The sequence below is a fragment of the Sulfitobacter alexandrii genome (assembly GCF_001886735.1).
GTDB classification, from domain to species: Bacteria; Pseudomonadota; Alphaproteobacteria; order Rhodobacterales; family Rhodobacteraceae; genus Sulfitobacter; species Sulfitobacter alexandrii.
This window is the reverse complement of record NZ_CP018076.1, coordinates 2490517-2515227: the sequence shown is the minus strand read 5'-3', so window position 1 is coordinate 2515227 and position 24711 is coordinate 2490517. Positions and strand designations below refer to the sequence as shown.

At 66.5% G+C, this 24711-nt stretch carries 25 protein-coding genes; 18 read left to right on the top strand and 7 right to left on the bottom strand.

What is annotated here, in order from left to right:
• Positions 1 to 83: 83 nt before the first annotated feature.
• The 10 genes from BOO69_RS12355 to BOO69_RS12310 all read left to right on the top strand — a co-directional run bounded on the left by BOO69_RS12355 (position 84) and on the right by BOO69_RS12310 (position 11128).
• Entirely contained in the window at positions 84 to 1337 is a 1254-nt protein-coding gene (locus BOO69_RS12355; protein ID WP_071972440.1) for a sarcosine oxidase subunit beta family protein, read from the top strand.
• Positions 1338 to 1430: 93 nt separating this feature from the next.
• On the top strand, positions 1431 to 1697 hold the full coding sequence (locus BOO69_RS12350; RefSeq protein ID WP_071972439.1) for a sarcosine oxidase subunit delta: 267 nt from the start codon (positions 1431 to 1433) through the stop codon (positions 1695 to 1697).
• Positions 1694 to 4627: a sarcosine oxidase subunit alpha family protein gene (locus BOO69_RS12345; protein WP_071972438.1), complete on the top strand. Its 2934-nt coding sequence runs from the start codon at positions 1694 to 1696 to the stop codon at positions 4625 to 4627. Before BOO69_RS12350 ends, BOO69_RS12345 begins: the two co-directional genes overlap by 4 nt.
• Positions 4620 to 5180, top strand: coding sequence for a sarcosine oxidase subunit gamma (locus tag BOO69_RS12340; protein ID WP_071972437.1), 561 nt, complete (start codon positions 4620 to 4622; stop codon positions 5178 to 5180). The genes BOO69_RS12345 and BOO69_RS12340 overlap by 8 nt, the downstream gene beginning before the upstream one ends.
• 16 nt (positions 5181 to 5196) lie before the next feature.
• Positions 5197 to 5496: a hypothetical protein gene (locus BOO69_RS12335; RefSeq protein ID WP_071972436.1), complete on the top strand. Its 300-nt coding sequence runs from the start codon at positions 5197 to 5199 to the stop codon at positions 5494 to 5496.
• Positions 5497 to 5591: 95 nt separating this feature from the next.
• Complete coding sequence (dnaG, locus tag BOO69_RS12330) at positions 5592 to 7562, top strand: DNA primase (RefSeq protein WP_071972435.1); 1971 nt, start codon at positions 5592 to 5594, stop codon at positions 7560 to 7562.
• Between the two features lie 130 nt (positions 7563 to 7692).
• The gene (gene rpoD / locus BOO69_RS12325) at positions 7693 to 9675 is read left to right on the top strand and encodes an RNA polymerase sigma factor RpoD (RefSeq protein ID WP_071972434.1); all 1983 of its coding nucleotides are present in this window, start codon (positions 7693 to 7695) and stop codon (positions 9673 to 9675) included.
• A 146-nt stretch (positions 9676 to 9821) separates the two neighbouring features.
• Positions 9822 to 10268 carry a hypothetical protein gene (locus BOO69_RS12320; protein ID WP_071972433.1) on the top strand — a complete coding sequence of 149 codons (447 nt, stop codon included), beginning with the start codon at positions 9822 to 9824 and terminating at the stop codon, positions 10266 to 10268.
• Positions 10255 to 10683 (top strand): hypothetical protein, encoded by a 429-nt coding sequence (locus BOO69_RS12315; protein WP_156874919.1) that lies wholly within the window; start codon positions 10255 to 10257, stop codon positions 10681 to 10683. The genes BOO69_RS12320 and BOO69_RS12315 overlap by 14 nt, the downstream gene beginning before the upstream one ends.
• A gap of 28 nt (positions 10684 to 10711) precedes the next feature.
• Positions 10712 to 11128, top strand: a complete 417-nt coding sequence (locus BOO69_RS12310) for a secondary thiamine-phosphate synthase enzyme YjbQ (protein ID WP_071972431.1) — start codon at positions 10712 to 10714, stop codon at positions 11126 to 11128.
• Positions 11129 to 11132: 4 nt separating this feature from the next.
• Here BOO69_RS12310 and BOO69_RS12305 read toward each other — a convergent pair whose 3' ends face one another.
• Complete coding sequence (locus BOO69_RS12305; protein WP_071972430.1) at positions 11133 to 11804, bottom strand: SDR family oxidoreductase; 672 nt, start codon at positions 11802 to 11804, stop codon at positions 11133 to 11135.
• Positions 11805 to 11990: 186 nt separating this feature from the next.
• Between BOO69_RS12305 and nrdR the strand changes: the two genes are divergently transcribed.
• A complete protein-coding gene (nrdR, locus tag BOO69_RS12300) occupies positions 11991 to 12458 on the top strand; it encodes a transcriptional regulator NrdR (RefSeq protein ID WP_071972429.1) in 468 nt (155 codons plus the stop codon).
• A complete protein-coding gene (gene ribD / locus BOO69_RS12295; RefSeq protein ID WP_335743922.1) occupies positions 12455 to 13558 on the top strand; it encodes a bifunctional diaminohydroxyphosphoribosylaminopyrimidine deaminase/5-amino-6-(5-phosphoribosylamino)uracil reductase RibD in 1104 nt (367 codons plus the stop codon). The genes nrdR and ribD overlap by 4 nt, the downstream gene beginning before the upstream one ends.
• Before the next feature lie 9 nt (positions 13559 to 13567).
• Here the strand turns inward: ribD and BOO69_RS12290 are convergent, their stop codons facing one another.
• The 3 genes from BOO69_RS12290 to BOO69_RS12280 form a co-directional block, all read right to left on the bottom strand.
• Positions 13568 to 15610: a capsular polysaccharide biosynthesis protein gene (locus BOO69_RS12290; protein WP_071972428.1), complete on the bottom strand. Its 2043-nt coding sequence runs from the start codon at positions 15608 to 15610 to the stop codon at positions 13568 to 13570.
• A gap of 9 nt (positions 15611 to 15619) precedes the next feature.
• Positions 15620 to 16756 (bottom strand): polysaccharide biosynthesis/export family protein, encoded by a 1137-nt coding sequence (locus BOO69_RS12285; protein WP_172839533.1) that lies wholly within the window; start codon positions 16754 to 16756, stop codon positions 15620 to 15622.
• A gap of 115 nt (positions 16757 to 16871) precedes the next feature.
• The gene (locus tag BOO69_RS12280; RefSeq protein WP_071972427.1) at positions 16872 to 18164 is read right to left on the bottom strand and encodes a capsule biosynthesis protein; all 1293 of its coding nucleotides are present in this window, start codon (positions 18162 to 18164) and stop codon (positions 16872 to 16874) included.
• 130 nt (positions 18165 to 18294) lie between these two features.
• Between BOO69_RS12280 and BOO69_RS12275 the strand changes: the two genes are divergently transcribed.
• The 5 genes from BOO69_RS12275 (at position 18295) to nusB (ending at position 21746) form a co-directional block, all read left to right on the top strand.
• A complete protein-coding gene (locus tag BOO69_RS12275; RefSeq protein WP_071972426.1) occupies positions 18295 to 18882 on the top strand; it encodes a riboflavin synthase in 588 nt (195 codons plus the stop codon).
• On the top strand, positions 18879 to 19445 hold the full coding sequence (locus BOO69_RS12270; protein WP_071972425.1) for a hypothetical protein: 567 nt from the start codon (positions 18879 to 18881) through the stop codon (positions 19443 to 19445). The genes BOO69_RS12275 and BOO69_RS12270 overlap by 4 nt, the downstream gene beginning before the upstream one ends.
• A gap of 151 nt (positions 19446 to 19596) precedes the next feature.
• Positions 19597 to 20721 (top strand): 3,4-dihydroxy-2-butanone-4-phosphate synthase, encoded by a 1125-nt coding sequence (ribB, locus tag BOO69_RS12265; RefSeq protein ID WP_071972424.1) that lies wholly within the window; start codon positions 19597 to 19599, stop codon positions 20719 to 20721.
• A 3-nt stretch (positions 20722 to 20724) separates the two neighbouring features.
• Complete coding sequence (locus tag BOO69_RS12260) at positions 20725 to 21276, top strand: 6,7-dimethyl-8-ribityllumazine synthase (RefSeq protein ID WP_071972423.1); 552 nt, start codon at positions 20725 to 20727, stop codon at positions 21274 to 21276.
• A complete protein-coding gene (gene nusB / locus BOO69_RS12255; protein ID WP_071972422.1) occupies positions 21273 to 21746 on the top strand; it encodes a transcription antitermination factor NusB in 474 nt (157 codons plus the stop codon). The genes BOO69_RS12260 and nusB overlap by 4 nt, the downstream gene beginning before the upstream one ends.
• A gap of 15 nt (positions 21747 to 21761) precedes the next feature.
• On the opposite strand, the gene BOO69_RS12250 is transcribed toward nusB, so the two are convergent.
• Positions 21762 to 22046: a hypothetical protein gene (locus BOO69_RS12250; RefSeq protein ID WP_071972421.1), complete on the bottom strand. Its 285-nt coding sequence runs from the start codon at positions 22044 to 22046 to the stop codon at positions 21762 to 21764.
• Positions 22047 to 22238: 192 nt separating this feature from the next.
• Here BOO69_RS12250 and BOO69_RS23055 point away from each other — a divergent pair, with 192 nt between their 5' ends.
• Entirely contained in the window at positions 22239 to 22382 is a 144-nt protein-coding gene (locus BOO69_RS23055) for a hypothetical protein (protein ID WP_156874918.1), read from the top strand.
• 219 nt (positions 22383 to 22601) lie between these two features.
• Here the strand turns inward: BOO69_RS23055 and BOO69_RS12245 are convergent, their stop codons facing one another.
• Complete coding sequence (locus BOO69_RS12245; protein WP_071972420.1) at positions 22602 to 23357, bottom strand: COG3904 family protein; 756 nt, start codon at positions 23355 to 23357, stop codon at positions 22602 to 22604.
• Complete coding sequence (locus BOO69_RS12240) at positions 23354 to 24661, bottom strand: hypothetical protein (protein ID WP_071972419.1); 1308 nt, start codon at positions 24659 to 24661, stop codon at positions 23354 to 23356. The genes BOO69_RS12245 and BOO69_RS12240 overlap by 4 nt, the downstream gene beginning before the upstream one ends.
• Between the last annotated feature and the right edge of the window lie 50 nt (positions 24662 to 24711).

Below are 24711 nucleotides of genomic sequence, written 5' to 3'. Positions count from 1 at the left end.
AAAGGGCGGCGCATCGGAAGGGCAGGCATTGCACCTAGGCGTTGGACTTGGTTCACTCCGGGGCCAGGCCAAGGGGAGTTCAGATGCGGTTTTCAGGATGTCGCGTGCTGCGCGAGGGGCTTACCGGCAACACGGGTTGGAAACCGCACTGGCGTGATCCCGAACCAAAGGCGGAATACGACGTCGTCATCATCGGGGGCGGCGGCCACGGCTTGTCGACAGCGTATTACCTCGCCAAGAACCACGGCATCACCAATGTCGCGGTGCTCGAGAAGGGCTACCTCGGCGGCGGCAACGTGGGCCGCAACACGACCATCGTGCGCGCCAACTACTTCCTGCCTGGCAATTCCGAGTTCTATTCCCATTCGCTCAAGCTCTGGGAGGGGATGGAGGAGGACCTGAACTACAACGCGATGCATTCGCAGCGCGGGCTCATCAACCTGTTTCACTCCGACGGGCAGCGCGACGCCTTTGCCCGGCGCGGCAACGCCATGATCAACCAGGGCGACGACGCGGTGCTGCTGGACCGCGAGGGCGTGCGCAAGTACCTGCCGTACCTCGACTTCGACAACGTCCGCTTTCCGATCTACGGCGGGCTGCTGCATCCGCGCGGCGGCACGGCGCGGCATGACGCGGTGGCCTGGGGCTATGCGCGCGGGGCGGACCAGCGGGGCGTGGACCTGATCCAGCAGTGCGAGGTCACCGGCATCGACATCGAGAACGGGCGCGTGCGCGGCGTGCAGACCACGCGCGGCCCGATCCGCGCCAAGAAGGTCGGCATCGTGGTCGCCGGACGCTCGGGGCAGGTGGCTGCGATGGCCGGCATGCGCCTGCCGATCGAGAGCCACATCCTGCAGGCCTTCGTCACCGAGGGGCTGAAACCCTGCATCGACCACGTGGTCAGCTTCGGCATGGGGCACTTCTACATCAGCCAGTCGGACAAGGGCGGGCTGGTCTTTGGCGGCGATCTGGATTTCTACGCCTCCTACGCCGCGCGCGGCAACATGCCGATGATGGAACACGTGATGGAGGCGGGCATGACCCTGATGCCCATGATCGGCAAGGCCAAGGTGCTGCGCTCCTGGGGCGGGATCATGGACATGACGCCCGACGGCTCTCCCATCATCGACAAGACCGATACCGAGGGGCTCTTCATCGATTGCGGCTGGTGCTACGGCGGGTTCAAGGCGGTGCCGGGGTCGGGCTATTCCTTTGCCCACCTGATGGCGACCGGCAACCACCACGCACCGGCGGCAAAGTTCCGGCTGGACCGGTTCCGCACCGGGCGCGGCCTGATGGACGAGGAGGGCACCGGTGCGCAGCACAACCTTCACTAGACACCCCGGCGGCGCCGCGCGGATGGTTCATGTCGCGACGTGTATTTTTGGAACAATGAAACGGGGCGACGGCACCCTGTCGGAGATGATGGCATGAGGATCGACTGTCCGTTGTGCGGGTCGCGGGACCGGCGAGAGTTCTACTACCAGGGCGATGCGGTTGCGCTGACGCGGCCTGCGCCGGATGCGGGGGAGGCGGCCTGGGACGACTACGTGCACCTGCGCGACAACCCGGCGGGGCCCACACGCGAGTTGTGGCATCACGAGGCGGGCTGTTCGGCCTGGCTGGAGGTGACGCGCGACACGGTGAGCCACGCGATTTCCGACGTGACCCTAGCCGCGGGAAAGGCGACGGCATGAGGATCGCGGGGAAGGGGCTCGTCGACCGGGGCAGGCCGGTCAGCTTCCGTTTCGACGGGGCGACCTACGGGGGGTTCGCAGGCGATACGGTCGCATCCGCGCTGTTGGCGAACGGGCAGAAGCTGATGGGCCGGTCGTTCAAGTACCACCGCCCGCGCGGCGTGCTGACCGCCGGGTCCGAGGAACCGAACGCGCTTGTTACCGTGGGGCGGGGCGCTGCGGCGGAACCGAACGTGCGCGCCACCGTGCAGGAGCTTTACGAGGGGCTGGAGGTCCGCAGCCAGAACGCCTGGCCCTCGCTCGGTCTGGACGTGATGGCGGTCAATGATCTCGCGGCGCCCTTCCTCGGGGCGGGCTTCTATTACAAGACTTTCATGTGGCCCCGCAAGTTCTGGGAAGCCGTCTATGAGCCGTTGATCCGGCGGGCGGCGGGGCTGGGCGCGCTCAGCGGTCACAACAACCCGGACAGGTACGAACGCGCCTTTGCCTTCTGCGACCTGCTGGTGATCGGGGCGGGGCCGACGGGCCTGATGGCGGCCCTGACGGCTGCGCGGGCCGGGGCCGACGTGATACTGGCCGACGAGGATTCGCGCATGGGCGGGCGGCTGAATGCCGAAACCGGCGCGGTCGGTCACCAGCCGGGGCATGCCTGGGCCGCTGCCGTGGTGGCGGAGCTGGCGGACATGCCCAACGTGCGCCTGATGCCCCGGACGACGGTCACCGGCGTTTACGACGGCGGGATGTATGGCGCGCTGGAGCGGGTGAACCACCACGCGCCGCGTGTCGGTGACCTGCCGCTCGAGACCTTCTGGCGCATCCATGCCCAGCGCAGCATCCTGGCCGCCGGCGCGATCGAACGGCCCGTTGCCTTCCGCAACAACGATCGGCCCGGTATCATGACGGCCGGCTCGGTGCGCGCCTATCTGAACCGCTGGGGCGTCAGCCCCGGCAAGCATGTGACGGTCTTCGGCAACAACGACGATGCACACCGCACCGCCCGCGATCTGGTGGCGGCGGGCGTCCATGTGGCGGCGCTGATCGACAGCCGGCCCGACGTGACGGTGGAGGGGGCCGATTTCCCGGTCCATACCGGCGCAGTCGTATGCAATGCGGCAGGTCGCAAGGAGCTCGACTCGATCACGGTGCGGACCGCGCAGGGTGAAAAGGCGATCCAGACCGACTGCCTCGCGGTGTCCGGCGGATGGAACCCGACCGTCCACCTCACCTGCCATCTGAACGGACGCCCGACCTGGAACGCGGAAATCCAGGCCTTCGTCCCGACCCCCGGCGCGGTGCCGGGCATGACGGTGGCCGGAGCCTGCAACGGCGTCTTTTCGACCGCCGGGTGCCTGAGCGCCGGCGTGGCGGCAGCGAGGGACGCGTTGGATGCGCTGGGCCGGACGGCCGGCGCGGTGGACCTGCCCCGCGCGGACGACGGCGCCTATGCGCTGGAGCCGCTTTGGGTGGTGCCGGGCAAGGGGCGGGCCTGGCTGGATTTCCAGAACGACGTGTCGGTCAAGGACGTGAAGCAGGCGGCCACCGAGAACTTCCGATCGGTCGAACACATGAAGCGCTACACGACCCAGGGCATGGCGACCGATCAGGGCAAGAATTCCAACGTGGCGGCGCTTGCGATCCTGGCGGACGCGACCGGACGGGGCATCCCCGAGACGGGCACAACCACGTTCCGCCCGCCCTTCGTGCCGGTCTCCGTCGCGGCCATGGGCGCGGGCGCGCAGGGCAAGGGGTTTGCGCCGCAACGCTTCACGACCTCGCACGCGGCATCGGTGAAGATGGGGGCGCCGATGATCGAAGCGGGTCTTTGGTACCGCCCCAGCTATTTCCCCCGCGCGGGAGAGACGACCTGGCGGCAATCCTGCGACCGGGAGGTGCGCCACGTGCGCGAGGCGGTCGGGGTCTGCGATGTGTCCACGCTGGGGAAGATCGACATCCAGGGGCCGGACGCGGCGGCGCTGCTGGACTTTGTCTATGCGAATACCTTTTCCACGCTCGGTGTCGGGCGCGTGCGCTATGGTCTGATGTTGCGCGAAGACGGACACGTGATGGACGATGGCACCACGGCGCGGCTGGGGGAGCGGCATTTCGTGATGACAACCACCACCGCCGCAGCCGGACAGGTGATGCGGCATCTGGATTTCGTGACCCAGTGCCTGCACCCCGAATGGCGGGTTTCCTGCACCTCGGTCACCGAGCAGTGGGCGCAGTTCGCCGTGGCCGGTCCGAAATCGCGCGCGTTGCTGAATGGCATCCTCGGCGAAGAGATCGACGGCGACAGCTGGCCCTTCATGGCTTGTGGCCCGGTCGAGGTGTGCGGCGTGGCCGGACGGCTGTTCCGGATCTCCTTTTCCGGTGAGCACGCCTACGAGGTGGCGGTGCCCGCACGCTACGGGGCCAGCCTGTTCGACCTGCTGGTCGAGCGGGCGGAGGCGCTGGGCGGCGGCGCCTACGGCATGGAGGCGCTGAACGTGCTGCGCATCGAGAAGGGCTTTATCACCCATTCCGAGATTCACGGCCGCACGACCGCTTTCGACATTGGGATGGGCCGCATGATCTCGGCCAAGAAGGACTGCATCGGCAAGACGATGGCTGCGCGTCCGGGATTGGCGGACGGCACCCGCGAGCAACTGGTGGGGCTGAAGCCGGTCGGCGCGGTGAAACAGATCAGCGCCGGGGCGCACCTGTTCGATGCCGGCGCGGAGGCGGTGCGCGAGAACGACCAGGGTTACGTGACCTCGGTGGCGTTCTCGCCCGATCTGGGGCACATGATCGGCCTGGGCTTCGTCAAGCGGGGCATGGCCCGCGAGGGGGAGGTGATCCGCATGGTCGACCACTTGCGCGGTTTGGAAGCGGACGTGGAAATCTGTCATCCGGTATTCCTGGACCGCGAAGGGGAGCGTGTACGTGGCTGAACTGAAGGCGAAGTCGCCATGCGACGGGCTGCTGCCGATCCGGATCGGCGCGGCGGAACTGACGGAACTGGATCCGGGTGTGCTGAGCATGCTGTCGCCGCTGGGCGACCGGGCGGGTTTGGGTGCCGCGCTGGAACGCGCGCACGGCATGACCTTGCCGGACCCGCTGCGCGCCACCGGTGGCGCGGGCGCGCGCTGCATCTGGTTCGGGCGCGATCAGGTCCTCCTGATGGGGTCCGTCCCGGATACCACGTTGACGGAACACGCCGCCGTCGTGGACCAGTCCGACGGTTGGGCCGTCGTCCAGTTGGAGGGTGCCGCCGCGGTCGATGTGCTGGCACGGCTTGTGCCGGTGGACCTGCGGGCGGACCGCTTCGCGCGCGATCACACCCTGCGCACGCAGCTTTTCCACATGTCCGCGTCCATCACCCGGACCGGCGACGACCGTTTCATGATCCTTGTCTTCAGGTCGATGGCATCCACATTGGTTCATGATATCAAGACCGCGATGGAAGCCGTGCGTGCGCGGGCCGGGGTTCGCGGCACAGCTTGAGTGGAGTGATGTGGCTATGAAGTATCTGGTATTGTCTGCGGCGGTTGCCGCTTTGGCCGGGCCGGTGGCGGCGGCCAGCAAAAAGGAAATGGATTGCGGGTATCAGGCCGCGGTCGTCGCGGCGGTGCAGCAGGCGCGGCTGGAACGGGTCGGCGAACGCAAGGTGCCCGCCCATGTGGCCGCCAAGGCGAGCTGGCCGGAGCGGTACAACACGGCGATTCCGCTCGTCACGCCCTGGGTCTACGAGATGAAGATGCGCGACGTGAAGACACAGGACCTCGCCGCGGCCTGGCAGGAGATGTGCATGGCGCGCTGAGCGCCTGCGCTGCAAGCCTCTGCGGCCCGGTCGGGACCGGCGCGGGCCCGGTGGCTCCCGCTGGACCATCCCGCGCGGTGAGATTAGGATGGGGTATGAGCCTGCCACCCGGATTCCTGGACGAATTGCGCAGCCGAGCGAGCCTGTCACAGGTCGTCGGCCGGAAGGTCACGTGGGATCAGCGCAAGTCGAACCAGGGCAAGGGCGACATGTGGGCGCCTTGCCCCTTCCATCAGGAAAAATCCGCCAGCTTTCACGTGGATGACCGCAAGGGGTTCTACTACTGCTTCGGCTGTCACGCCAAGGGCGACGCGATCTCGTTTGTCCGGGAGACGGAGAACGTCGGCTTCATGGAAGCGGTCGAAATCCTCGCCGGGGAAGCGGGGATGACGATGCCCGCCCGCGACCCGAAGGCGGCCGAGAAGGCGGACAAGCGCAACGATCTTGCCGAGGTGATGGAACTGGCCGTGCGCTGGTTCCGGCTTCAGCTGCAGACGGGGGCCGCGGCAGAGGCGCGTGCGTATCTCGACCGTCGCGGGCTGGACGAAAAGAGCCGCGATCACTGGGAAATCGGCTTTGCCCCGGATGCGTGGCAGGGGCTTTGGGACGCGCTGAAGGGCAAGGGCGTGTCGGACCAGATGATCCTCGATGCCGGTCTGGCCAAGCCATCGTCGAAGGGCGGCAAACCCTACGATACCTTTCGCGGCCGCATCATGTTCCCGATCCGCGACGCGCAGGGCCGCGCGATCGCCTTCGGCGGGCGGGCGATGGACCCGAACGACAATGCCAAGTACCTCAACTCGCCCGAAACCGCCCTCTTCGACAAGGGCCGCAGCCTCTATAACGTGCGCGAGGCGCGGGTGGCCGCAGGCAAGGGGCAGCCCTTGCTGGTGGCCGAGGGCTACATGGACGTCATTGCCTTGCACCGGGCAGGATTCGAGGCGGCGGTCGCGCCGCTGGGCACCGCGATCACCGAAAACCAGTTGCAGATGCTATGGCGCATCGACCCCGAGCCGATCATCACGCTCGACGGGGACAGCGCCGGCCAACGCGCGGCGCTGCGCCTGATCGATCTGGCGCTGCCGCTGCTGGAGGCCGGGCGGTCGCTGCGCTTTGCCATGATGCCGGAGGGGCAGGACCCCGACGATCTGCTGAAAGCCTCCGGGCCGGGTGCGTTCCAGAAGCTGATCGACGAGGCGGTGCCGATGGTGCGCCTGCTCTGGCAGCGCGAGACGGAAGGCCGGGTGTTCGACAGTCCGGAGCGCAAGGCGGCACTGGACAAGGCGCTGCGCGAGAAGATCATGCAGATCAAGGACCCGTCGATCCGCAGCCATTACGGGCAGGAAATCAAGGACCTTCGCTGGCAGCTCTTCCGCCGGCCCCAGCCCGCCCCGCGGGGCGGTGCGCGACCGGCCTTCCGCCCCGGTGGCAAGTGGCAGCAGGCGCCGATGGCGCCTCTTCCAAGCACCAAGGCATCGGTTCTGGTGGGCGGTGATCAGGCCGTGACGGACCACCTGCGGGAGGCGGTGATCTTGGCGGCCATCACCGGTTGTCCGGAAATCGCGGCGGAATTCGAAAGCGGGCTGGAAGGGATGCCCTGTCGCGACCGCAACCACGCGGTGATGCGCGATCTGATCCTGCGTCACGCGCATGAGGGCGCCGGGGTGTTGCGCGAAAAGATTTCCGCCGCACTGGGACCGGACGCTCTTGAAAACCTGACCTCGCAGCGCCATGTCGCCATCACTCCGTGCATCCGCAATCCGGGCGACATCGAAATGGCCACCATGACAGTGGCCGAGGAACTGGCCAAGCTGGCGGCGGCAAGGGGACTGAGCGAGGAGATCGCCGAAGCCGAGGAAGACATGGCAGGGGCGGCGGACGAAGGTCTGACATGGCGCCTGAGCGAGGCTGTGCGCAGCGCCGACCAAGCCCGGAGATCCGGTCAGGAAGACAAGGCGGAGTACGAGGTGAGCGACAATGGCGCGCGCATCTCCCGCGACGAGCGCAGCGCGTTGGACGCGCTGCTGCAGAACATTACGTATGAGAAACCCAAGGGCCGAAACTGAGCCGTGTCTTTTTGGCGGGCCCTTGAGGAAAAAGCAGGACCACGGGTTTAAGAATCGCCGCAAACCCCGCATGATTCGTGCCAGTCGAATCACCCACGCTGATTCGCGCCAACGCGCTGGAGGACTTTCTATGGCCGCTAAGGACACCAACGAAGACACCAAAGCGGACGATGCCGACAGCGGTCATTCGCTGGACATGAGCCAGGCCGCCGTGAAGAAGATGATCTCGGAGGCGCGCGAAAAGGGTTACATCACCTACGACCAGCTGAACACGGTCCTGCCGCCCGACCAGGTGTCGTCCGAGCAGATCGAGGACGTGATGTCGATGCTGTCCGAGATGGGCATCAACATCATCGAGGACGAGGAGGCCGAAGAGGAGGACGCGAAGGGGTCCACCGAGCTGGCCACCACGGACAGCAACAAGGAAGTCGCGCTTTCTTCCGGCACCGCCGAGAAGCTGGACCGCACCGACGATCCCGTCCGCATGTACCTGCGCGAGATGGGCAGCGTGGAACTGCTGTCGCGCGAGGGCGAGATTGCCATCGCCAAACGGATCGAAGCGGGCCGGAACACCATGATCGCGGGTCTTTGCGAAAGCCCGCTGACCTTTCAAGCGATCACCATCTGGCGCGACGAACTTCTGTCCGAGGACATCCTGCTGCGCGACGTGATCGACCTCGAGGCGACCTTCGGCAATCAGCTTGGGGACGAAGACGATACCGCGCCGGTCGTCAGCTCAGGCAACCAGGCCGAAACGAAATCCGATGACGACAAGCAGGAACTGGACGCCGACGGCAACCCGATCACCTCGGACGATGACGAGGACGAGGATGAACAGGCCAACATGAGCCTCGCCGCGATGGAAGCTGCGCTGAAGCCGCAGGTTCTCGAATCGCTCGACATCATCGCCGCCGACTACGCCAAGCTGAGCGAGATGCAGGACAGCCGGATCTCGGCCACGCTGAACGAGGACGGTTCGTTCAGCCACGCTCAGGAAGAGACCTATCAGAAGCTGCGCTCCGAGATCGTGCTTCTCGTCAACGATCTGCACCTGCACAACAACCGCATCGAAGCGCTGATCGACCAGCTTTACGGGATCAACCGCCGGATCATGCAGATCGACAGCGCCATGGTAAAACTGGCCGATCAGGCGCGCATCAACCGCAAGGAGTTCGTGGACGCCTACCGTGGATACGAGCTCGACCCGAACTGGATGGAGCGGATGGCCGAAAAATCGGGCCGGGGATGGCAGATGTTCATCGACCGCTCCGCCGACAAGGTCGAAGAGCTTCGGGCCGACATGGCGCAGGTCGGCCAGTATGTCGGGCTGGATATCAGCGAATTCCGCCGCATCGTCAGCCAGGTCCAGAAGGGCGAGAAAGAGGCCCGTCAGGCCAAGAAGGAAATGGTCGAGGCGAACCTGCGTCTCGTGATCTCCATCGCCAAGAAGTACACGAACCGCGGCCTGCAGTTCCTCGACCTGATCCAGGAAGGCAACATCGGCCTGATGAAGGCCGTGGACAAGTTCGAGTACCGCCGCGGCTACAAGTTCTCGACCTACGCGACATGGTGGATCCGGCAGGCGATCACCCGGTCCATCGCCGATCAGGCCCGCACGATCCGCATCCCGGTCCACATGATCGAGACGATCAACAAGCTGGTCCGTACCGGCCGTCAGATGCTGCACGAAATCGGCCGCGAGCCGACGCCGGAAGAACTGGCGGAAAAGCTGCAGATGCCGCTCGAGAAGGTCCGCAAGGTGATGAAGATCGCCAAGGAGCCGATCTCGCTCGAGACGCCCATCGGGGACGAGGAAGACAGCCAGCTCGGCGATTTCATCGAGGACAAGAACGCGGTCCTGCCGCTGGATTCCGCCATTCAGGAGAACCTCAAGGAAACCACGACGCGGGTGCTGGCATCGCTCACACCGCGCGAGGAGCGCGTGCTCCGCATGCGCTTCGGCATCGGCATGAACACCGACCACACCCTCGAGGAGGTCGGCCAGCAGTTCTCGGTCACCCGCGAACGGATCCGCCAGATCGAGGCCAAGGCGCTGCGCAAGCTCAAGCATCCCAGCCGGTCCCGCAAGCTGCGGTCCTTCCTCGACCAATAGACAGCGTTACCGACGCCGCTAAGGCATCAAGCCCGGTGGATCCCATCCACCGGGCTTTTCCATGTGCCGACGGTGACGGGGCTGTGATTGGACTTGGGCGTCGTCCAGCTTAAATCTTTCCTCGAACCCCAAGGAAAGGACGCGACATGCGATCATCGAGTTTTGCCGCCCTGTCGGCGGTCGTCCTGGCCGCTGGCATCCCCAGCGTCGCGGCATCGCAATCCTACGAAGCGATCAACCACCTGAAGGTCTATGGCCTGAGCCCCACGTCCTTCGAGGTGATCGAGGACCACGGCGAAGGGGCACGCGGCATGTGGTGCGCCGCTGCCGACTACGCCATCAACCGGTTGGGTGTGCCGCGCACCACCCGATTCTACGTGAAATCCCCGCGCGGGCGGTCGCAGACCGGGGCAGGGCGGGTCGGCGTTGTTTTCACGACCGATGCAAGCAGCCTGTCGGTGCAGCCGTCCCGCTCCGTCTCCGTGAGCGTGGAGACACCGGGAGAAGGGCTGCCGATCTACCACGCCAACCAGTTTTGCAGGGATTACGAAATCGAACTCGACCGTATCTTGTTCCGTCATGGCCGGTACTGACCGGCGCGGGCCATTCTGGGTCCTGCTGGCGGCGCTGACAGTCGGGGCAGGGTCGTCCATGGCCTCGACGGCGGCGGAGGAAGACACCATCGTCATCAATCGCCTTGGTCCGACGGAATTCGAAGTCGTGCAGGGTGTGAACTTCGGCGCTGCCGAATTCTGGTGCGGCGCGGCGACCTACGTGGAGCGGCGCACCGGCCAGCCTCAGACCACCCCGATCTTTGTCAAATCGCCCCGCGGCCCCAGTCAGACCGTCGCGGGGCGGGACAGCGTCGTCTTTTCCACCAGCGCCGAGGGTCTTCCCGCCGCGGATCCGAACCGGGTCACCCTGACGGTGGACCGCGCCGGGGCGACGTTGAAATCCTATCAGGCGCGGCGCTATTGTCGGGACACGTTCACGCGGTCGACGAAATAGGCCGCAATCACGCGGCAAGGATTCCAGGATGCAGACGCAGTTCCCCGTCCCGACACAGGGTCAGGGGCTTTACGAGATCACGCGGCCGGTCGCCGACTGGATCGAAGGTCAGCCGGACGGGCTGCTGACCCTGCTTATCCGGCATACCTCTGCCTCGTTGCTGATACAGGAAAATGCGGACCCGGACGTCCAGACCGACCTTCTCGCCTTTTACCAGCGGCTGGTGCCTGCCGCGGATGATCCGTCGATGTCGTACCTGCGTCACCGGATGGAAGGGCCGGACGACATGCCCGCGCACATCAAGGCTGCCATGTTGCCGGTCAGCCTTTCCGTTCCGGTAACGAGCGGGCGGCTGCAACTGGGAACGTGGCAGGGCATATACGTCTTCGAACATCGGGATGCGCCCCACCGGCGGACGGTGGCGGCGCATTTCAGGCCGGACTGACGAGTCAGCCGGTCGGCATGAGGTGGATTTCGCGCACACTGGCACGCTGGGGAGATTGCAGCGCGTGCATGACGGCGTCCGCCACGTCCTCGGGGGCCAGTTTGTCCGGCTTGGCCTCGTCGAAGAACGCGGTGTTCACCATGCCGGGAGAGACCACCATGCACCGTCCGCCCCACTCGGCCATTTCCTCAGCCAGGTTTCCGGCGAAACCGTGAATGAACCACTTGGTCGCGCCGTAGATGGACCCTTGGATGTGCTTGCGCCCCGCTGCCGATCCGGTCACCACGTATTGGCCGGTCGTCTTGCGCAGGTGCGGCATCGCCGCGTGCGCGGTGTAAAGTGCACCCATGACGTTCAGGTCCACCATGCCCTTCCAGTCCTCCGGGTTCCCGTTCTCGGTGCCGGCCTGCGATGTTCCGCGCCCGGCATTGGCAAAGACAGCGTCGATCTGGCCGAACTTGTTGGCCGCCTTGTCCATCGCTTCCTTCTGGGCGTCGTAGTCGGTGGCATCCCCGGGCAGGGCCAGCGCGGCGTCGCCGATCTCGTCCGCCAGCGTCTGCAGCTTGTCCTCGCTGCGCGCGAAAAGGGCCACGTTCCAGCCCGCCTTCGCGGCTGCCTTGGCGGTGGCTGCCCCGATCCCGCTGGAGGCGCCGGTGATGAAAAGGGTTTGTGTCATCCGATTGTCCTTTCTGTCTGAAAGGGGGCCAACGCACGGGTGAAGCGTTGGGTTCAGGTCACAGCTTTGGACACAACATCTTGCGAGGCAATTCGCCTCTACCCAAGACCTCGCGTTGCCCCTATAAGTTTCGCCAAGAGGGCGGATAGCCCCACCAGTGAGGCAGGTAGAAAAGGGGGATGGCCGATGCGCTGCCCGTTTTGCGGAAATATAGATACCCAGGTCAAGGACAGCCGCCCGGCGGAGGATCACGTATCCATCCGGCGCAGGCGCTTCTGCCCGGCCTGCGGCGGGCGGTTCACGACCTACGAACGCGTGCAGTTGCGTGACCTTGTCGTCATCAAGACGAACGGCAAGCGCGAGGACTTCGACCGTGACAAGCTCGAACGGTCGATCCGGATCTCCATGCAGAAACGTCCCATCGAGCCCGAACGCATCGACCAGATGATCAGCGGCATCGTGCGTCGTCTGGAAAGCATGGGTGAAACCGACATTCCGTCCAAGCAGATCGGCGAGATCGTGATGGAGGCGCTGAACCGGATTGACACCGTGGCCTACGTGCGCTTTGCGAGCGTCTACAAGAATTTCCAGGCGCCGGACGATTTCGACAAGTTTGTCGCGGAACTGCGCCCCGATCTGCCCAAGGAAGAGTGACCCGCCCGGCTGACACCGATCCGCGTTACATGGCCCAAGCCCTGTCGCTGGGGCGGCGCGGGCAGGGTCGTGTCTGGCCCAACCCCGCGGTGGGCTGCGTGATCGTCGCGGCCGGCCGGATCGTCGGGCGCGGCTGGACCCAACCCGGCGGCAGACCCCATGCCGAGACCGAGGCGCTGCGCCAGGCCGGGGCGGCGGCGCGGGGGGCGGATGTCTATGTCACCCTCGAACCCTGCGCCCACCACGGGCAGACCCCGCCCTGCGCGCAGGCCCTGATCGATGCGGGTGTGGCGCGGGTCGTCATCGCGGCGCAGGATCGCGACGACCGTGTCGATGGCCGGGGTGCGGCGATGCTGCGGGACGCCGGTATCGAGGTCGTTCAGGGCGTTCTGGCCGATGAGGCCGGTCGCGACCATGCGGGCTTCTTCAGCCGGGTGGAGCATGGCCGTCCGCTGGTGACGCTGAAACTGGCGCAGACCTTTGACGGGCGCATCGCGACTGGCACGGGCGAAAGCCGGTGGATCACCGGGCCCGAGGCGCGGCGCGCCACCCACGCCATGCGCGCGCGTCACGATGCGGTGATGGTGGGCGGCGGCACGGCCCGCAAGGACGATCCGAGCCTGACGGTGCGCGACCTCGGCATCGGCTGGCAACCGGCGCGTGTCGTCGTGTCGCGTCGGCTGGACCTGCCGCTGATGAGCCGGCTCGCCCGAACGGCGGCGGAGGTGCCGCTGATCCTCTGCCACGGGCATGACGCCGACCCGACCCTCGAGCGGACCTGGCGGGATCTGGGCGCCACCCTCTTGCCCTGCGCGGCGCGGGGCGGGCAACTGGACCCTGTCGATGTGCTGCGGCGGCTGGGCGACCACGGGCTGACCCGTGTCTTCTGCGAAGGCGGCAGCGCGCTGGCGGCCTCGCTGATCGAAGCGGACCTGGTGGACCGCCTCGTGGGCTTCAGTGCCGGTATCATCATCGGGGCCGAGGGGCTGCCCGGTATCGGGGCGATGGGCCTGTCGCGGCTGGCCGAGGCGCCGCGTTTCAGCTTGGTGGAGACCCGCCGCGTCGGCGCGGACGCGCTGCACATCTGGGACCGCGCCTGAGGCTTCGGCTCACCGCCGGCGCCAGAGATGGCTCTGGCTGGCGAAAACCCCCTGCAACTTGGATAAGGCGCGGTTGCCGATCCCCGCACGGGGCAGCCGGCCGGAGGCAAGCCGTTCCGCCACAACCTCGACCGGGCAGGGCAGGCGGGTCACGGGATCGACGTAGCGCGGGTAGTCGATAAGGGTGGCGTGAACCAGCCCCTCCAGCGTCGGGGTCGCGCGCCTGCGGGGCGGTATGTCGCCCAAGTCGTGTGTCAGCCCCCATCCCGCGTAGAACGGCGCGCCGAGGGTCGTGACGGAAACGCCGCGCAACAGGGCCTCGAAGCCCAGCAAAGAGGTCATGGTCCAGACCGCATCAACCTGCGCCAGCAGCGCGATCGGGTCGGCATGCCGCAACACGCGATCCGCCAGCGCCGCCGCATCGTCGCCGCCCGCGCGCAGACCAGCCTCGACGTCCGGATGCGGCTTGTAGAGGATCAGTGCATCGGGTTCGGCCGATCTTACGGCGCGCAAGAGGTCCGCGTTGGTGCGAACGTGCTCTGTTCCGGTGCGGATCGACGCGTCGTCCTCCACTTGCCCCGGCACAAGGATACGCCGCCCTGCCGGCAGGTCGGACAGGTCCGTTTCGCCTCGAAGGTTGTACTTGCTCAACCCCGCCGCCCGGATGGTGTCTATCAGGGCTCGGGCACGGCGCTGCTGGTCGGGGCGCAGCTCTGCCCGTTTCTCGATCCATTTTTCCAACCGGCTGGGTCGCGCGGGGTCATAATAGATGCCGAGATCGTCGCAGACGAGCGACAGGGGCGGCACCAGTTCCGCGCCCAGCCCGCGCGACCGCAGGAAACCGTCCTCGATGCGGCAGGCATCCCCGTGGCCAACCTCCGCCTTGCCCGCCCAGACCAGCCAGCGGCGCGGCGCGGCGGCACGGGCGCGGGCCGGGTCGTCCTCGAACCGCATCGGCAGCGTGCTTCCAAAGAATTGCTGCAACGGTTTGCGCTTCCAGAGGCTGATCTTCGATCCGACCCAGCCGAGGTGGTCCTCGCGCCAGGCCCTGGTCTGTGCCGCCAGCGTCTCCATCGCCTCTTCGAGGGTCGCGAGCCGATCGCGGTAGGGGTCGTACCACTTGGGGTAGAGGATCATCGCTGCGGCGAACAACTGCGCGCGTGTCAGCCTGCGCTGCCGCCGGGCGACCGGGAATTCGTCGGTGGTCAGCCCCCACCCGGCATAGAAGGGCTGGCCGAAGACGCGCGGTTTGTGGCCCGCGTAGATCGCCTCGAACCCCAGCTGGGACGACACGGTATAGACCCCGACCGCCCCTTCGAAGAGCCTCCACGGGCTTACCGGCGCATCAAGCAGCCGGACGCGGGCGTTGGTGTCCTCGGGGCCGAAATGGCCCGCCCGGTGCCCCTGCGCCGTCTCCGGGTGGCACTTGATCACGACCGGGCAGCCGGGATGTTCCTCCTGGGCGAAAACGAGCATCTCGAGAAAGCGCGCCCTGTCCGCGCCCGATGCCGTGACGGAGGCATCGCCGCGTGTCTGGTCGATTACCAAGACGTATCCCGGTGCGGGCACCTCCGCCTCCGGGTCGAAGCCCGTGTATTTCGTCAGATGTGCCTCCTGCATACGTGCGATGGCGCCGCGCGCGCGGTTCAGCAGGTTGGTGTCGTCCAGTGGATGGCTGCTCAGGATCTCTTCGAGGTCGGAGGGCTGGGCGGGGTCGAAATGCATGCCCCGGTGGTCGATCAACAGCCCCAGCGGTGGCTCTTGCCCGGTCCGTCCCGGGTGGACGGATCGCAGCAGGGCATCTTCTACCCGGACGACCGGCGCACCATGTTTGTTCGCCACGGCGAGGCCCCGGTGCGCGGTGGGGGAATTTCCCCAGACCGCGACGTGGTCGCCTGCGCGGGGCAGGCCGAGGTGCAGCGAATAGCCCGACAGCCGCAGGATGCGGCGCACCCGGCGCTGGGTCAGGAAACCGCCGTTGTAGACGAAAAGCCGCCGGACCTTCCCAGGACCGGCGGCGGGGGTGTCGTATGTCTCAGGCCCGAGGCCCACGGCGCGGGATCAGTCGCTTGAGGCCAGCGTGCTGAGGCTGCTGACCGATCCTGCGGTACCGGTGATGGCAGAGATCACCTTGCTCCACTGTGCGAAGGGCGCTTCGGTCACGTAGATCGTATCGCCGTCGCGGATCACGAAGTCGCGGGCCATGAACATGCCGTTGGGCTGCGTCAGGTCCAGCACGTAGACCATCCGCTGCACGCCCTGCAGGTCGGTGCGGCCCAATACCTGTTCCGCGATTTCCTCGGGTTCGTTGCGGAACACGAAGACGCCCGTGGGGTCGGCAAGGCCGGCATTCAGGCCGCCGACCTGCGCGATGCCTTCCAGCGCCGACAGGTTCTGCGTCTCGAAGGGCACCCGCGCCTGTCCGCCGGTGGCCCCCAGCGCGGTAAAGGCGCGGGTGTCGGCTTCGACAAGGATGCGGTCGCCCGCGCGCAGGGCGATGTCGAGTTCGGGATGCTCGTAAAGGTCCTGGAACCAGATCTTGCCGCGCATGCCGCCGCGTATCACAGTAATCTGTGCGATCTCCGGCTCGATCGCCACGCCGCCCGCGCGGGCCAGCATGGTGGACAGGGTGCGCGTGGGCCGCTCGATCGGGTAGACGCCCTGCGCCCCGATGCCGCCCACCAGCGACACGGTGGATCCGTCGCCGGCGGCGCGGCGGACTTCGACCTGCGGGTCCGGGGTCTGTTCGCCCAGCCGGTTCGTGATGATGCGGCGGATCGCGTCGGGCGTGTTGCCCGCGGCCTTGATGCGGCCCGCGTAGGGGATGAAGATGAAACCGGCGCCATCAACCTGCACTTCTTCCAGCAGGGTGGCGGGGGCGCCCTCGACGCCCAGCAACGGATCATCCACGTTCTCGTAGACGGTGATGCCCAGCACGTCGCCGGGGCGGATCGTGTCGGATCCCAGTTGTGCCGCGTTCTTGAATTCCTCGGAGAACCCGAGTGCCGGCACGACGCCGGTGGCCCGTGTCACCCTGTCGTTCACGGAAACGACAAAGGCGTCGCCTTCCTTCTGCACAGAACCCGAAAAGATCTGCCGCTTGTTCGGACCTGCCTGTGGCAAGCCGCAGGATGAGATCACGGCCAACGCCGCAAGCACCGCGATGGGTCGCGCCCACCGGAATTTTCTGGTTTTCACTGCCCGGTCTCCTCGACCTGTTTTATCTGCCTCGATTTTCGCCGGTTTTTTCGGCGTATTTGGGCCGAGGTTACGTCAGGTGTATTTGAAAATCCAGACAGGCGTGCAGGTTAGGTCAGGTAACGGCGCGCAACTGTTGCCTTGGGGCCGCGGTTCCAAGTTCGAGCGCTTGGTAGGGGTCTTCGTCGGCGAGCATCATGTCCACGACCTGCCGCAGCAGCTGCCGGCGCCCCCGGGCGGCGTAGAAGCCGCCGGGAATTTGCGAAGTTTCAAGAAGATAGCGCCGGAAATCCTTGTAGGCCTTGTTGTCCGGCCGGCTGGCGCGGGCAAAGAACTCGGGCAGGGGCTGGTCCGACACGAACTCCGGCTTGGCATAGACGGCCCGCCCGAAGACCTTGAGCGGAATTCCGCGCCACAGCACCTGCTGTCCCGCGGTGGAGTTGACCGTGACCGCACTGCGGGCGTCGTTCAGAAGCTGGGCCAGCTTTCCGCCCCGGACATAATGGACACGGTCCGCGACGCCCAGCTTGCGGGCGAGGCGCTTCAGGTCGCGGCGCACCGGCACGCGGCCATCTTCCAGCGGATGCGCCTTGACCACCAGGTGGTGATGCTTCGGCGCGCCCTTGGCGAACCCGTCGATCACCAGTTCGAGGAAATCGCCCATGGTGTCGAACGGCGAATGCATCTGGAAGGAACTGTCGTGTTCCAGCTGCAGCAGCGCCAGATGATAGGGAAAGCCGCCCAGCCGAATGCGCAGGGTTGCCGCAAGGCGGTCCGCCGACAGTGCCGGCATCAGCACCAGCCGCTTGAGGTAGAGCTGGAACTCCTTGGTGACCGGCAGGCTCCGGTGGGGGCGGAAATTCCGGTAATCGCCGTTTCGGAACATCACGAACCAGTGATAGAGGGCGCCGTAGAAGATATGCTGCCGCATGTCGCCCCAATGGCCCGGCGGCAGGGGCGCCTCCATGTCGGAATTGGCCAGCGCCGCCTGCATCTGCGGGATGCTCATGTCCATCAGACGCGAATTTCCGTTGGAACCGTCCCGTTCGTAGGTGACCCAGTAGGGGCGCATGTAGCCTTCCTCGAACACGTGAATCGTCAGCCCGCGTGCGCGCGCCTCGGCCACCGCCTGCGCGTGGATCGGGCGGGTGTCGCCGTAAAGCACGATGTCCGTCACCTGCTTTTCGGCCACCAGCGCGCAGAACGTCTCGGGCCAGTCATCGGCCGTGCCGCGAAAGGGGATGTAGCTGCGCGGATGAAACCAGAACGCCCTGTCGCCCGCATTGAACCCCACGCGCCAGACTTCCGCCCCCGTCAGCCGCAGCATCTTGCCCAGGCGGTTGAAAAAGGGGCCGTGCGGCCCCTGCAGGAACAGGAATACCCTTTTTTCAGGGGCGGCGGGTGTCATATGAATCCTCTGGCAGATCAGATCGGAACGGTAATGGCACGCAATGGGGGCGAAAATGTGGCGCAGCCGCCACTTGCTGTCCGGTCGGCGCGGCGTTACGCCGGTTCCGGCAACAGTCAAGGAGCGGGCCATGTTCACAGGCATCATAACCGATATCGGAACCGTCGTCGCGCTGGAGCAGGAAGGCGACCTGCGGGCGCGCATCCGGACGGCCTATGCGACGGATCGGATCGACATGGGCGCCTCCATCGCCAGTGACGGGGTGTGCCTGACGGTCGTGGCCTTGGGGCCGGACTGGTACGAGGTGCAGATCAGCGCCGAGACCGTGGACAAGACCAACCTCGGCACCTGGGAGATCGGCAAGCGCGTGAACCTCGAGCGGGCCCTCAAGGTCGGCGACGAGCTGGGCGGGCATATCGTGTCGGGCCATGTCGATGGCGTGGCCGAGGTGATCGCCCTGTCTGACGAGGGAGACAGCACGCGGGTGACCCTGCGCGCGCCCGAAGCGCTGGCCCGTTTCATCGCGCCCAAGGGGTCGGTCGCCCTGAACGGGACGTCGCTGACGGTGAACGCGGTCGATGGCTGCGATTTCGGCATCAACTTCATCCCCCATACCAAGGAAGCGACGACATGGGGGGACGTGGCGGTGGGCGACCGCGTGAACCTCGAGATCGACACCCTGGCGCGCTACGTCGCGCGCCTTGGAGAAATGTCATGACGGCGGGGATCGGTCACAACCAGGGGCCGACGCTGGAGGGGGGGCACAAATGGCGCACTTTTCAGTGGCAGAAGGCGCGCGATGCGGCCATGCCCAAGGCAATCCCGCTCATGGTGGTCCGGATGCACGTGGCCCGCGCCCGCGCGCTGGGGCTGGATTATCCGACATACGCCGCCGTGCGAAAGGCGACGGGGCGCGACATCATGGGGCTGCTGTTTTCGTCCAACGCGCTCAGGGTCGTCCGGGCCGCGGCGCCGCGCATGCCCGTCGCGATCGAGGACAAGCTCGCGGCGCTGGAGGGTGCCCGCAAGCTGGCGCTGGTTCACGCTCCGCTGGAATCCTCCCTTGTCGCCACCGCCAACCCGGTGCTGGACGCCGCGTCGCCCGCGCCGAAATTCACCGACAGCTGGGCCGACATGCGCGGCCATCTCGGCGCGGTGATCACCGCGCAGGGGCTGCTGCGCGACCAGGTGCTGATCATCGGCGATACCGGGATGGAACGCGAATGGACCGCGGCGGCACGGGCGGCGGGCTACCTCGAGGCCGGGCGCTACTTTTCCTGAGGGCGGCGGTCCCGCGCCATTGCCGTCGGCACCGCGAGGCGGCAGGCGCCGGGCCGGAGTATTTGCAGCATAAAGAAGCGGGGCGGAGCGCAGTCTGGTCAAGCCTTTCCCGCTGGGCTATGTGGAGGCCTGCCACACGTGAGGACATGCGATGAACTACGAAAAACCGGGACCCGTGGAGGAAGAACTTTCTTCGGCCATCGCCCCGATCGAGGAGATCATAGAAGAGGCGCGTCAGGGCCGCATGTTCATCCTGGTCGACCACGAGGACCGCGAGAACGAGGGTGACCTCGTGATCCCGGCGGTCCACGCGGACGCGGCGGCGATCAACTTCATGGCGACCCACGGGCGCGGTCTGATCTGCCTGCCGATGACGGCGGAGCGGGTGGCGGCGCTGGGGCTGCCGATGATGGCCGTGAACAATTCCTCGCGGCACGAGACCGCCTTTACCGTCAGCATCGAGGCCCGCGAGGGGGTGACCACGGGGATTTCCGCCGCCGACCGCGCGCGCACCGTGGCGGTGGCCATCGACGAACGCGCAGGGCAGGCGGACATCGCCACCCCCGGGCACATCTTTCCGCTCCGGGCCCGGGACGGCGGCGTGCTGGTCCGCGCGGGCCACACGGAGGCGGCCGTGGACATCAGCCGTCTCGCGGGGCTGCATCCATCTGGGGTGATCTGCGAGATCATGAAGGACGACGGCACCATGGCGCGTCTGCCCGACATGATCGAGTTCGGCGCGCGTCACGGGCTGAAGATCGGCACGATCAGCGATCTCATCGCCTACCGGCACAAGCATGACAACCTGTTGGTGGAACGGGACGTGCGCGAGGTCACCTCGGCCTACGGCGGGGCATGGCAGATGCGCATCTTTGCCGACGAGATCACCGGGACGGACCATGTCGCGCTGGTCAAGGGGGATATCACCACGCCCGAGCCGGTGCTGGTGCGGACCCACGCCATCAACGCGCTGGAAGATATCCTTGGCCTTGGCCCCAGCCCCGCCGACGAACTGCCCCGCGCGATGCAGATCATCGCCGAAGAGGGGCGCGGGGCGGTGATCCTGTTCCGCGATCCCTATCCGCGCCTGCGATTGGACGACGACGAAGACGAAGGCCCCCGCACCGTCAAGCGCACCGGCCTCGGCGCGCAGATCCTGGCCGAACTCGGGCTGCACAAGCTGGTACTGCTGACCGACAACCCCGGTACCCGCTACGTGGGCCTCGACCCCTATGCCATCGAAATCGTGGGCACCCGCCCCATCACGGAGAACTAGATCATGGCCTCGTCCGAAGATCACACCGTCCTGCCGCGCCCCGTCTTCGACCGTCCGGTCAAGGTGTTGATCGTGCTCTCTCCGTATTACAGCGACATCGCCAAGGGGCTGCTGGAAGGCGCCAAGGCCGAGCTGGAGGCGGCGGGCGCGGATTACGACGTAGTGGAGATGCCCGGTGCGCTGGAGATCCCGACCGCCATCGGGATCAGCGACCGGCGCAGCAATTTCGACGGCTACGTGGCGCTGGGCTGCGTGATCCGTGGCGAGACGACCCACTACGAAACCGTCTGCAACGACAGCAGCCGCGCCCTGCAATTGCTCGGCCTTCAGGGGCTTTGCATCGGCAACGGCATCCTGACGGTGGAAAACAAGGCGCAGGCCGAAGTGCGCGCCGATCCCGCCGGGCAGAACAAGGGCGGCGGGGCGGCCGCGGCGGCCTTGCATCTGATCGCGCTCGCCCGTAAGTGGGCGCAAACAAGCAAGGGCATCGGCTTCAAACCACGCGGCGAGGATACGCTGTTGGCGGGGGAGTCCGACGGAAACGGCATCGCATGAACACCTCACTGTCGGGCAACCAGAAGCGCAAGATGAAGTCGGCCTCGCGGCTTTATGCCGTGCAGGCCCTTTTCCAGATGGAACACTCCAGCCTTACCGTGGAACTGGTGCGGCGCGAATTTCTGGAACATCGCTTCGGCGCCGTCTACGAAGGCGACGAGATGCAGGACGGCGACGTGGATCATTTCTCCCGCGTGCTCGACACCGCCGTGAATTACCAGGCTTCCATCGACCAGATGACCGACCGCGCGTTGGTCGCCAAATGGCCGATCGCGCGCATCGACCCCACGCTGAGGGCGCTTTTCCGGGCGGCGGGCGCCGAGTTCCGGGATGACGGAACCCCGCCGCGCGTTGTCATCAATGAATACGTCGAGGTCGCCCGCGCGTTCTTTCCAGACGGGAAAGAACCCATGTTCGTGAACGCGGTGCTGGACCACATGGCGCGTGAAGCCCGCCCCGAGGCGTTCTGAACCGCAGCCCTGCCGTCAGTTCAGGCACAGGAACAGGTGGCTTTGCTCGTAGGTCTGCTGATTGGTTCTTGTCGACGCGTATTCGGCCTTTTTCTTGGGGCCCTTCGCACAGATGCGCGATGCTTCCTCCTGGCTTTTCTGCCGCACGCTGGCCGGATCCGCAAAGGCGGACGTCACGATGGTCACACTGTCGCCGTTGAATTCCGAAACGATCGGCGTCGCCGGGATGGTGCAGGCAGCCAAAGCGGTCATCAGTGGCGCGCTGACGGCATGGCGGTGAAGCGTCGTGGTTCTGTTCATCTTTCCCCCGGTTCTCGGCATGGCCGTGGCGGTCCAACCCACCGTGGCGGCGTGGTTCAGTTGGGGTTGCGTTGATTAACATCCGGTTAATCGTCGCGCGTCGGAACCGGGAAAGTGTCGGAACCCGTGAAACTTCCGCACCCTTGCCGCGTGGATGATGGCGTGGGGGCAGCCAGCCAATAGGAGACTGTCATGGCCGGATTGCTGATAAAATTGGGTTTGAAGAAAGCCGTTCGCGAAGAAAAACCGCGCGGCGACCGCGTGACCAAGGCCGAGATACAGGCGCTTTTCGCCGCGCAACTCGGGCTGTCGCGCTCCGCGTCCGCGCGCCGCTGAAATCTGGAAAGGCGTGACGGGACCACACCTGCCGGTCAGTCTTGATTCCCGAGGACCTGTTACTACAGGTGGGCGCCGGTTAACCGGACCAGGGCCCGGACAGAGCCAGCTCCCTCGGATTTGCTTAAGGCCACTGGAATGCTACGTCACACGAACAGGGCAGAACCCGCCACAGCCCTGAGATAGAGGTCGGCTGCCCCACCGACAAGGGGGCCGGTGTCATTCGTCGTCGATTTCCTGCAGGAAGCCGTAGGCGCGCAATTCCTCCGGCAACAGAACGTAGATTTCGTCCGGGGGGGTGACCAGCGCGTGCCGCATGACCAACGGGTCGATCCCCATGTCGTCGAGGTACGCCATCACCTCTCCCTGGCCGCGCTGGATGTTCTCCACCGCGACAAAAGCGGGCAGGATCGTGCTCTCTCCGAAATAGTGCTGGTGCACCCCGACGGACCCCCCTTCGGGAATGTCCCGCGTGACGCCTGCGGCCAGCAGGTAGGGGCAGGCGGAATAGCAGATGTCGCCATCGCGCAGGGCGGTGGAAAATCCCGCGGACCGCAGGCTGCGGCCCAGATCCAGCGCATCGCGGACCGATCCGCCGGGTGAATTCAGAATGACCCGTTCGGGGGCCTGGGCCAACTCCTCGATCTGCTGCGCGATGCGGGCGGCGTCCCCCTCGCCGATGGCGCCCTCCAGCAGGATCGTGCGGCCCGCTTCGATCTGGGTCAGGACAAGACGGTCCGGCAAGGGGCTGCTGGGTATCGGACGGCCCGGCGGGGGGGCACGGTCGGGGCGGTACCGTCGGGTCTGATCGCCCGGACGGATTGGTTCGGTCAGGGACGGCGCACGCGGCCCGAACCCCGGCAGACGCAGATCGTCGCGCAAATCGCCCCAGAACAGCAGGACGCCTAAACCGAGCTGGAACACCAGAATGCCCGTCAGCACGCGGGCAACGGGGTTGCGGCGTACCGTGCTCACGTGGACTTCAACGGCGTGACGCGCACCGTGTCCGTCGGGGCGTCGCTTTCCTCGTTACCGGGGGCGGCGGCGGAAGCGGGGCGCGGCACCTCGTCCATTTCGCGCATGGCGGCCAAGGCAGCCCGGATTTCGGCAAGCGTCAGGGAATCCTCGATGGCCGCACCTTCGCGGCCGGACCGGATCGCCGTCTGCGTGATGGCGAGAATCAGGACCAGCACCGCCGGCAGCAGGTCGATGGCGATGGCCCCGGCCCATGACGGCACGAAGTTCCGGGCATAGAGAATGACCGCATCGGCGCTGGAAACGGGCGTGTATGTCGTCTCGGACGGGGGCGGCATCGCCAGCACCGCCTGTGCCGCGCGCTCAAGCGTGGTGGCCCGCTGGGCGAGGACTTCGAGCACCGAGGTGATGGTGGCGCCCTGCGCGGTGCGGTTTTCGGCGCTGCTCGCGTCAAGCTCCGGCAGAACGACGGAGGCGGACAGATCCTGCGCCGCGCGCTCCACCAGCGAGGCGACGGAGAGTTGGCGCAGCTGGGTTATCAGGCCCGCGAGGCGCACCGCCTGCTCGGAAAACTCGACCGACCGTGCCTCGACCGGTCCCGGCTCGACCGTCAGGGCGCGCATGCGGCTGAGGATCTGGTTGCCCTCCGCGAACGCGGTCGCCACCAGCGGGGTCTGGGTGGCGATCTGCGCTTCCAGTGCCGCCAGTTCGGATGATTTCTGCCGCAGCACGCGGAACACGGCGCCGCGTCCCGCAAGGCCCGAAAGGTTGCCCGTTGCCTCCTGTTCGCTCAGGTCCTCGAAGGATTGCCGCACGCGGGCAACGTCGCGTTCCAGCCCCTGCGCCGACAGGGCGATCTCGTGCGCGCGCTCCAGCGAGCCCTGATAGTCCTGCACGGTCTCGGCCAGATGCTGTTCGACGGCCGCCGACCCCGCGAGGGCCGCGGCGTTCAGCCAGCTCGACATCGCGACGATGGCGACCGACCCCAGGCCCATCGCCCCAAGCAGCCCGGCGCGGGCGCGGACCGTCCGCACGGCGGGGAAAAGCCGCAACATGTAGGACCAGAACACGAAAATGCCGACGGAAACGGCGACGGAGTAGGCGATGGCGGCGAAGGCGGACATCGCCCCGTTGTCGTCCAGCAGCGAAGAAACTCCGAGATAGGTGTAAATCCCCGAGGCGACGGCGAGCACGCCAAGCGCCGTGCCGGAAAAGGTATCGAGCCACGTCAGGTGCCCTTCAAGCTCGCGCGCGTACCGCACGCCGCGCGCCTGCGCCTGATCCATCGGTTGCCGTTCGTCCATTCCGCCGCTCCCTGCTGCACCCACCGCCTTTCAAGATAGGGCCGCTCCGC

Coding starts and splice junctions, on each gene's coding strand:
- BOO69_RS12345 (WP_071972438.1), top strand. CDS start 1,694: ATGAGGATCGCGGGGAAGGGGCTCGTCGACCGGGGCAGGCCGGTCAGC.
- dnaG (WP_071972435.1), top strand. CDS start 5,592: ATGAGCCTGCCACCCGGATTCCTGGACGAATTGCGCAGCCGAGCGAGC.
- BOO69_RS12350 (WP_071972439.1), top strand. CDS start 1,431: ATGAGGATCGACTGTCCGTTGTGCGGGTCGCGGGACCGGCGAGAGTTC.
- BOO69_RS12355 (WP_071972440.1), top strand. CDS start 84: ATGCGGTTTTCAGGATGTCGCGTGCTGCGCGAGGGGCTTACCGGCAAC.
- BOO69_RS12275 (WP_071972426.1), top strand. CDS start 18,295: ATGTTCACAGGCATCATAACCGATATCGGAACCGTCGTCGCGCTGGAG.
- BOO69_RS12270 (WP_071972425.1), top strand. CDS start 18,879: ATGACGGCGGGGATCGGTCACAACCAGGGGCCGACGCTGGAGGGGGGG.
- BOO69_RS12305 (WP_071972430.1), bottom strand. CDS start 11,804: ATGACACAAACCCTTTTCATCACCGGCGCCTCCAGCGGGATCGGGGCA.
- BOO69_RS23055 (WP_156874918.1), top strand. CDS start 22,239: ATGGCCGGATTGCTGATAAAATTGGGTTTGAAGAAAGCCGTTCGCGAA.
- nrdR (WP_071972429.1), top strand. CDS start 11,991: ATGCGCTGCCCGTTTTGCGGAAATATAGATACCCAGGTCAAGGACAGC.
- BOO69_RS12240 (WP_071972419.1), bottom strand. CDS start 24,661: ATGGACGAACGGCAACCGATGGATCAGGCGCAGGCGCGCGGCGTGCGG.
- nusB (WP_071972422.1), top strand. CDS start 21,273: ATGAACACCTCACTGTCGGGCAACCAGAAGCGCAAGATGAAGTCGGCC.
- BOO69_RS12320 (WP_071972433.1), top strand. CDS start 9,822: ATGCGATCATCGAGTTTTGCCGCCCTGTCGGCGGTCGTCCTGGCCGCT.
- BOO69_RS12250 (WP_071972421.1), bottom strand. CDS start 22,046: ATGAACAGAACCACGACGCTTCACCGCCATGCCGTCAGCGCGCCACTG.
- ribB (WP_071972424.1), top strand. CDS start 19,597: ATGAACTACGAAAAACCGGGACCCGTGGAGGAAGAACTTTCTTCGGCC.
- BOO69_RS12315 (WP_156874919.1), top strand. CDS start 10,255: ATGGCCGGTACTGACCGGCGCGGGCCATTCTGGGTCCTGCTGGCGGCG.
- BOO69_RS12280 (WP_071972427.1), bottom strand. CDS start 18,164: ATGACACCCGCCGCCCCTGAAAAAAGGGTATTCCTGTTCCTGCAGGGG.
- BOO69_RS12260 (WP_071972423.1), top strand. CDS start 20,725: ATGGCCTCGTCCGAAGATCACACCGTCCTGCCGCGCCCCGTCTTCGAC.
- BOO69_RS12335 (WP_071972436.1), top strand. CDS start 5,197: ATGAAGTATCTGGTATTGTCTGCGGCGGTTGCCGCTTTGGCCGGGCCG.
- BOO69_RS12310 (WP_071972431.1), top strand. CDS start 10,712: ATGCAGACGCAGTTCCCCGTCCCGACACAGGGTCAGGGGCTTTACGAG.
- rpoD (WP_071972434.1), top strand. CDS start 7,693: ATGGCCGCTAAGGACACCAACGAAGACACCAAAGCGGACGATGCCGAC.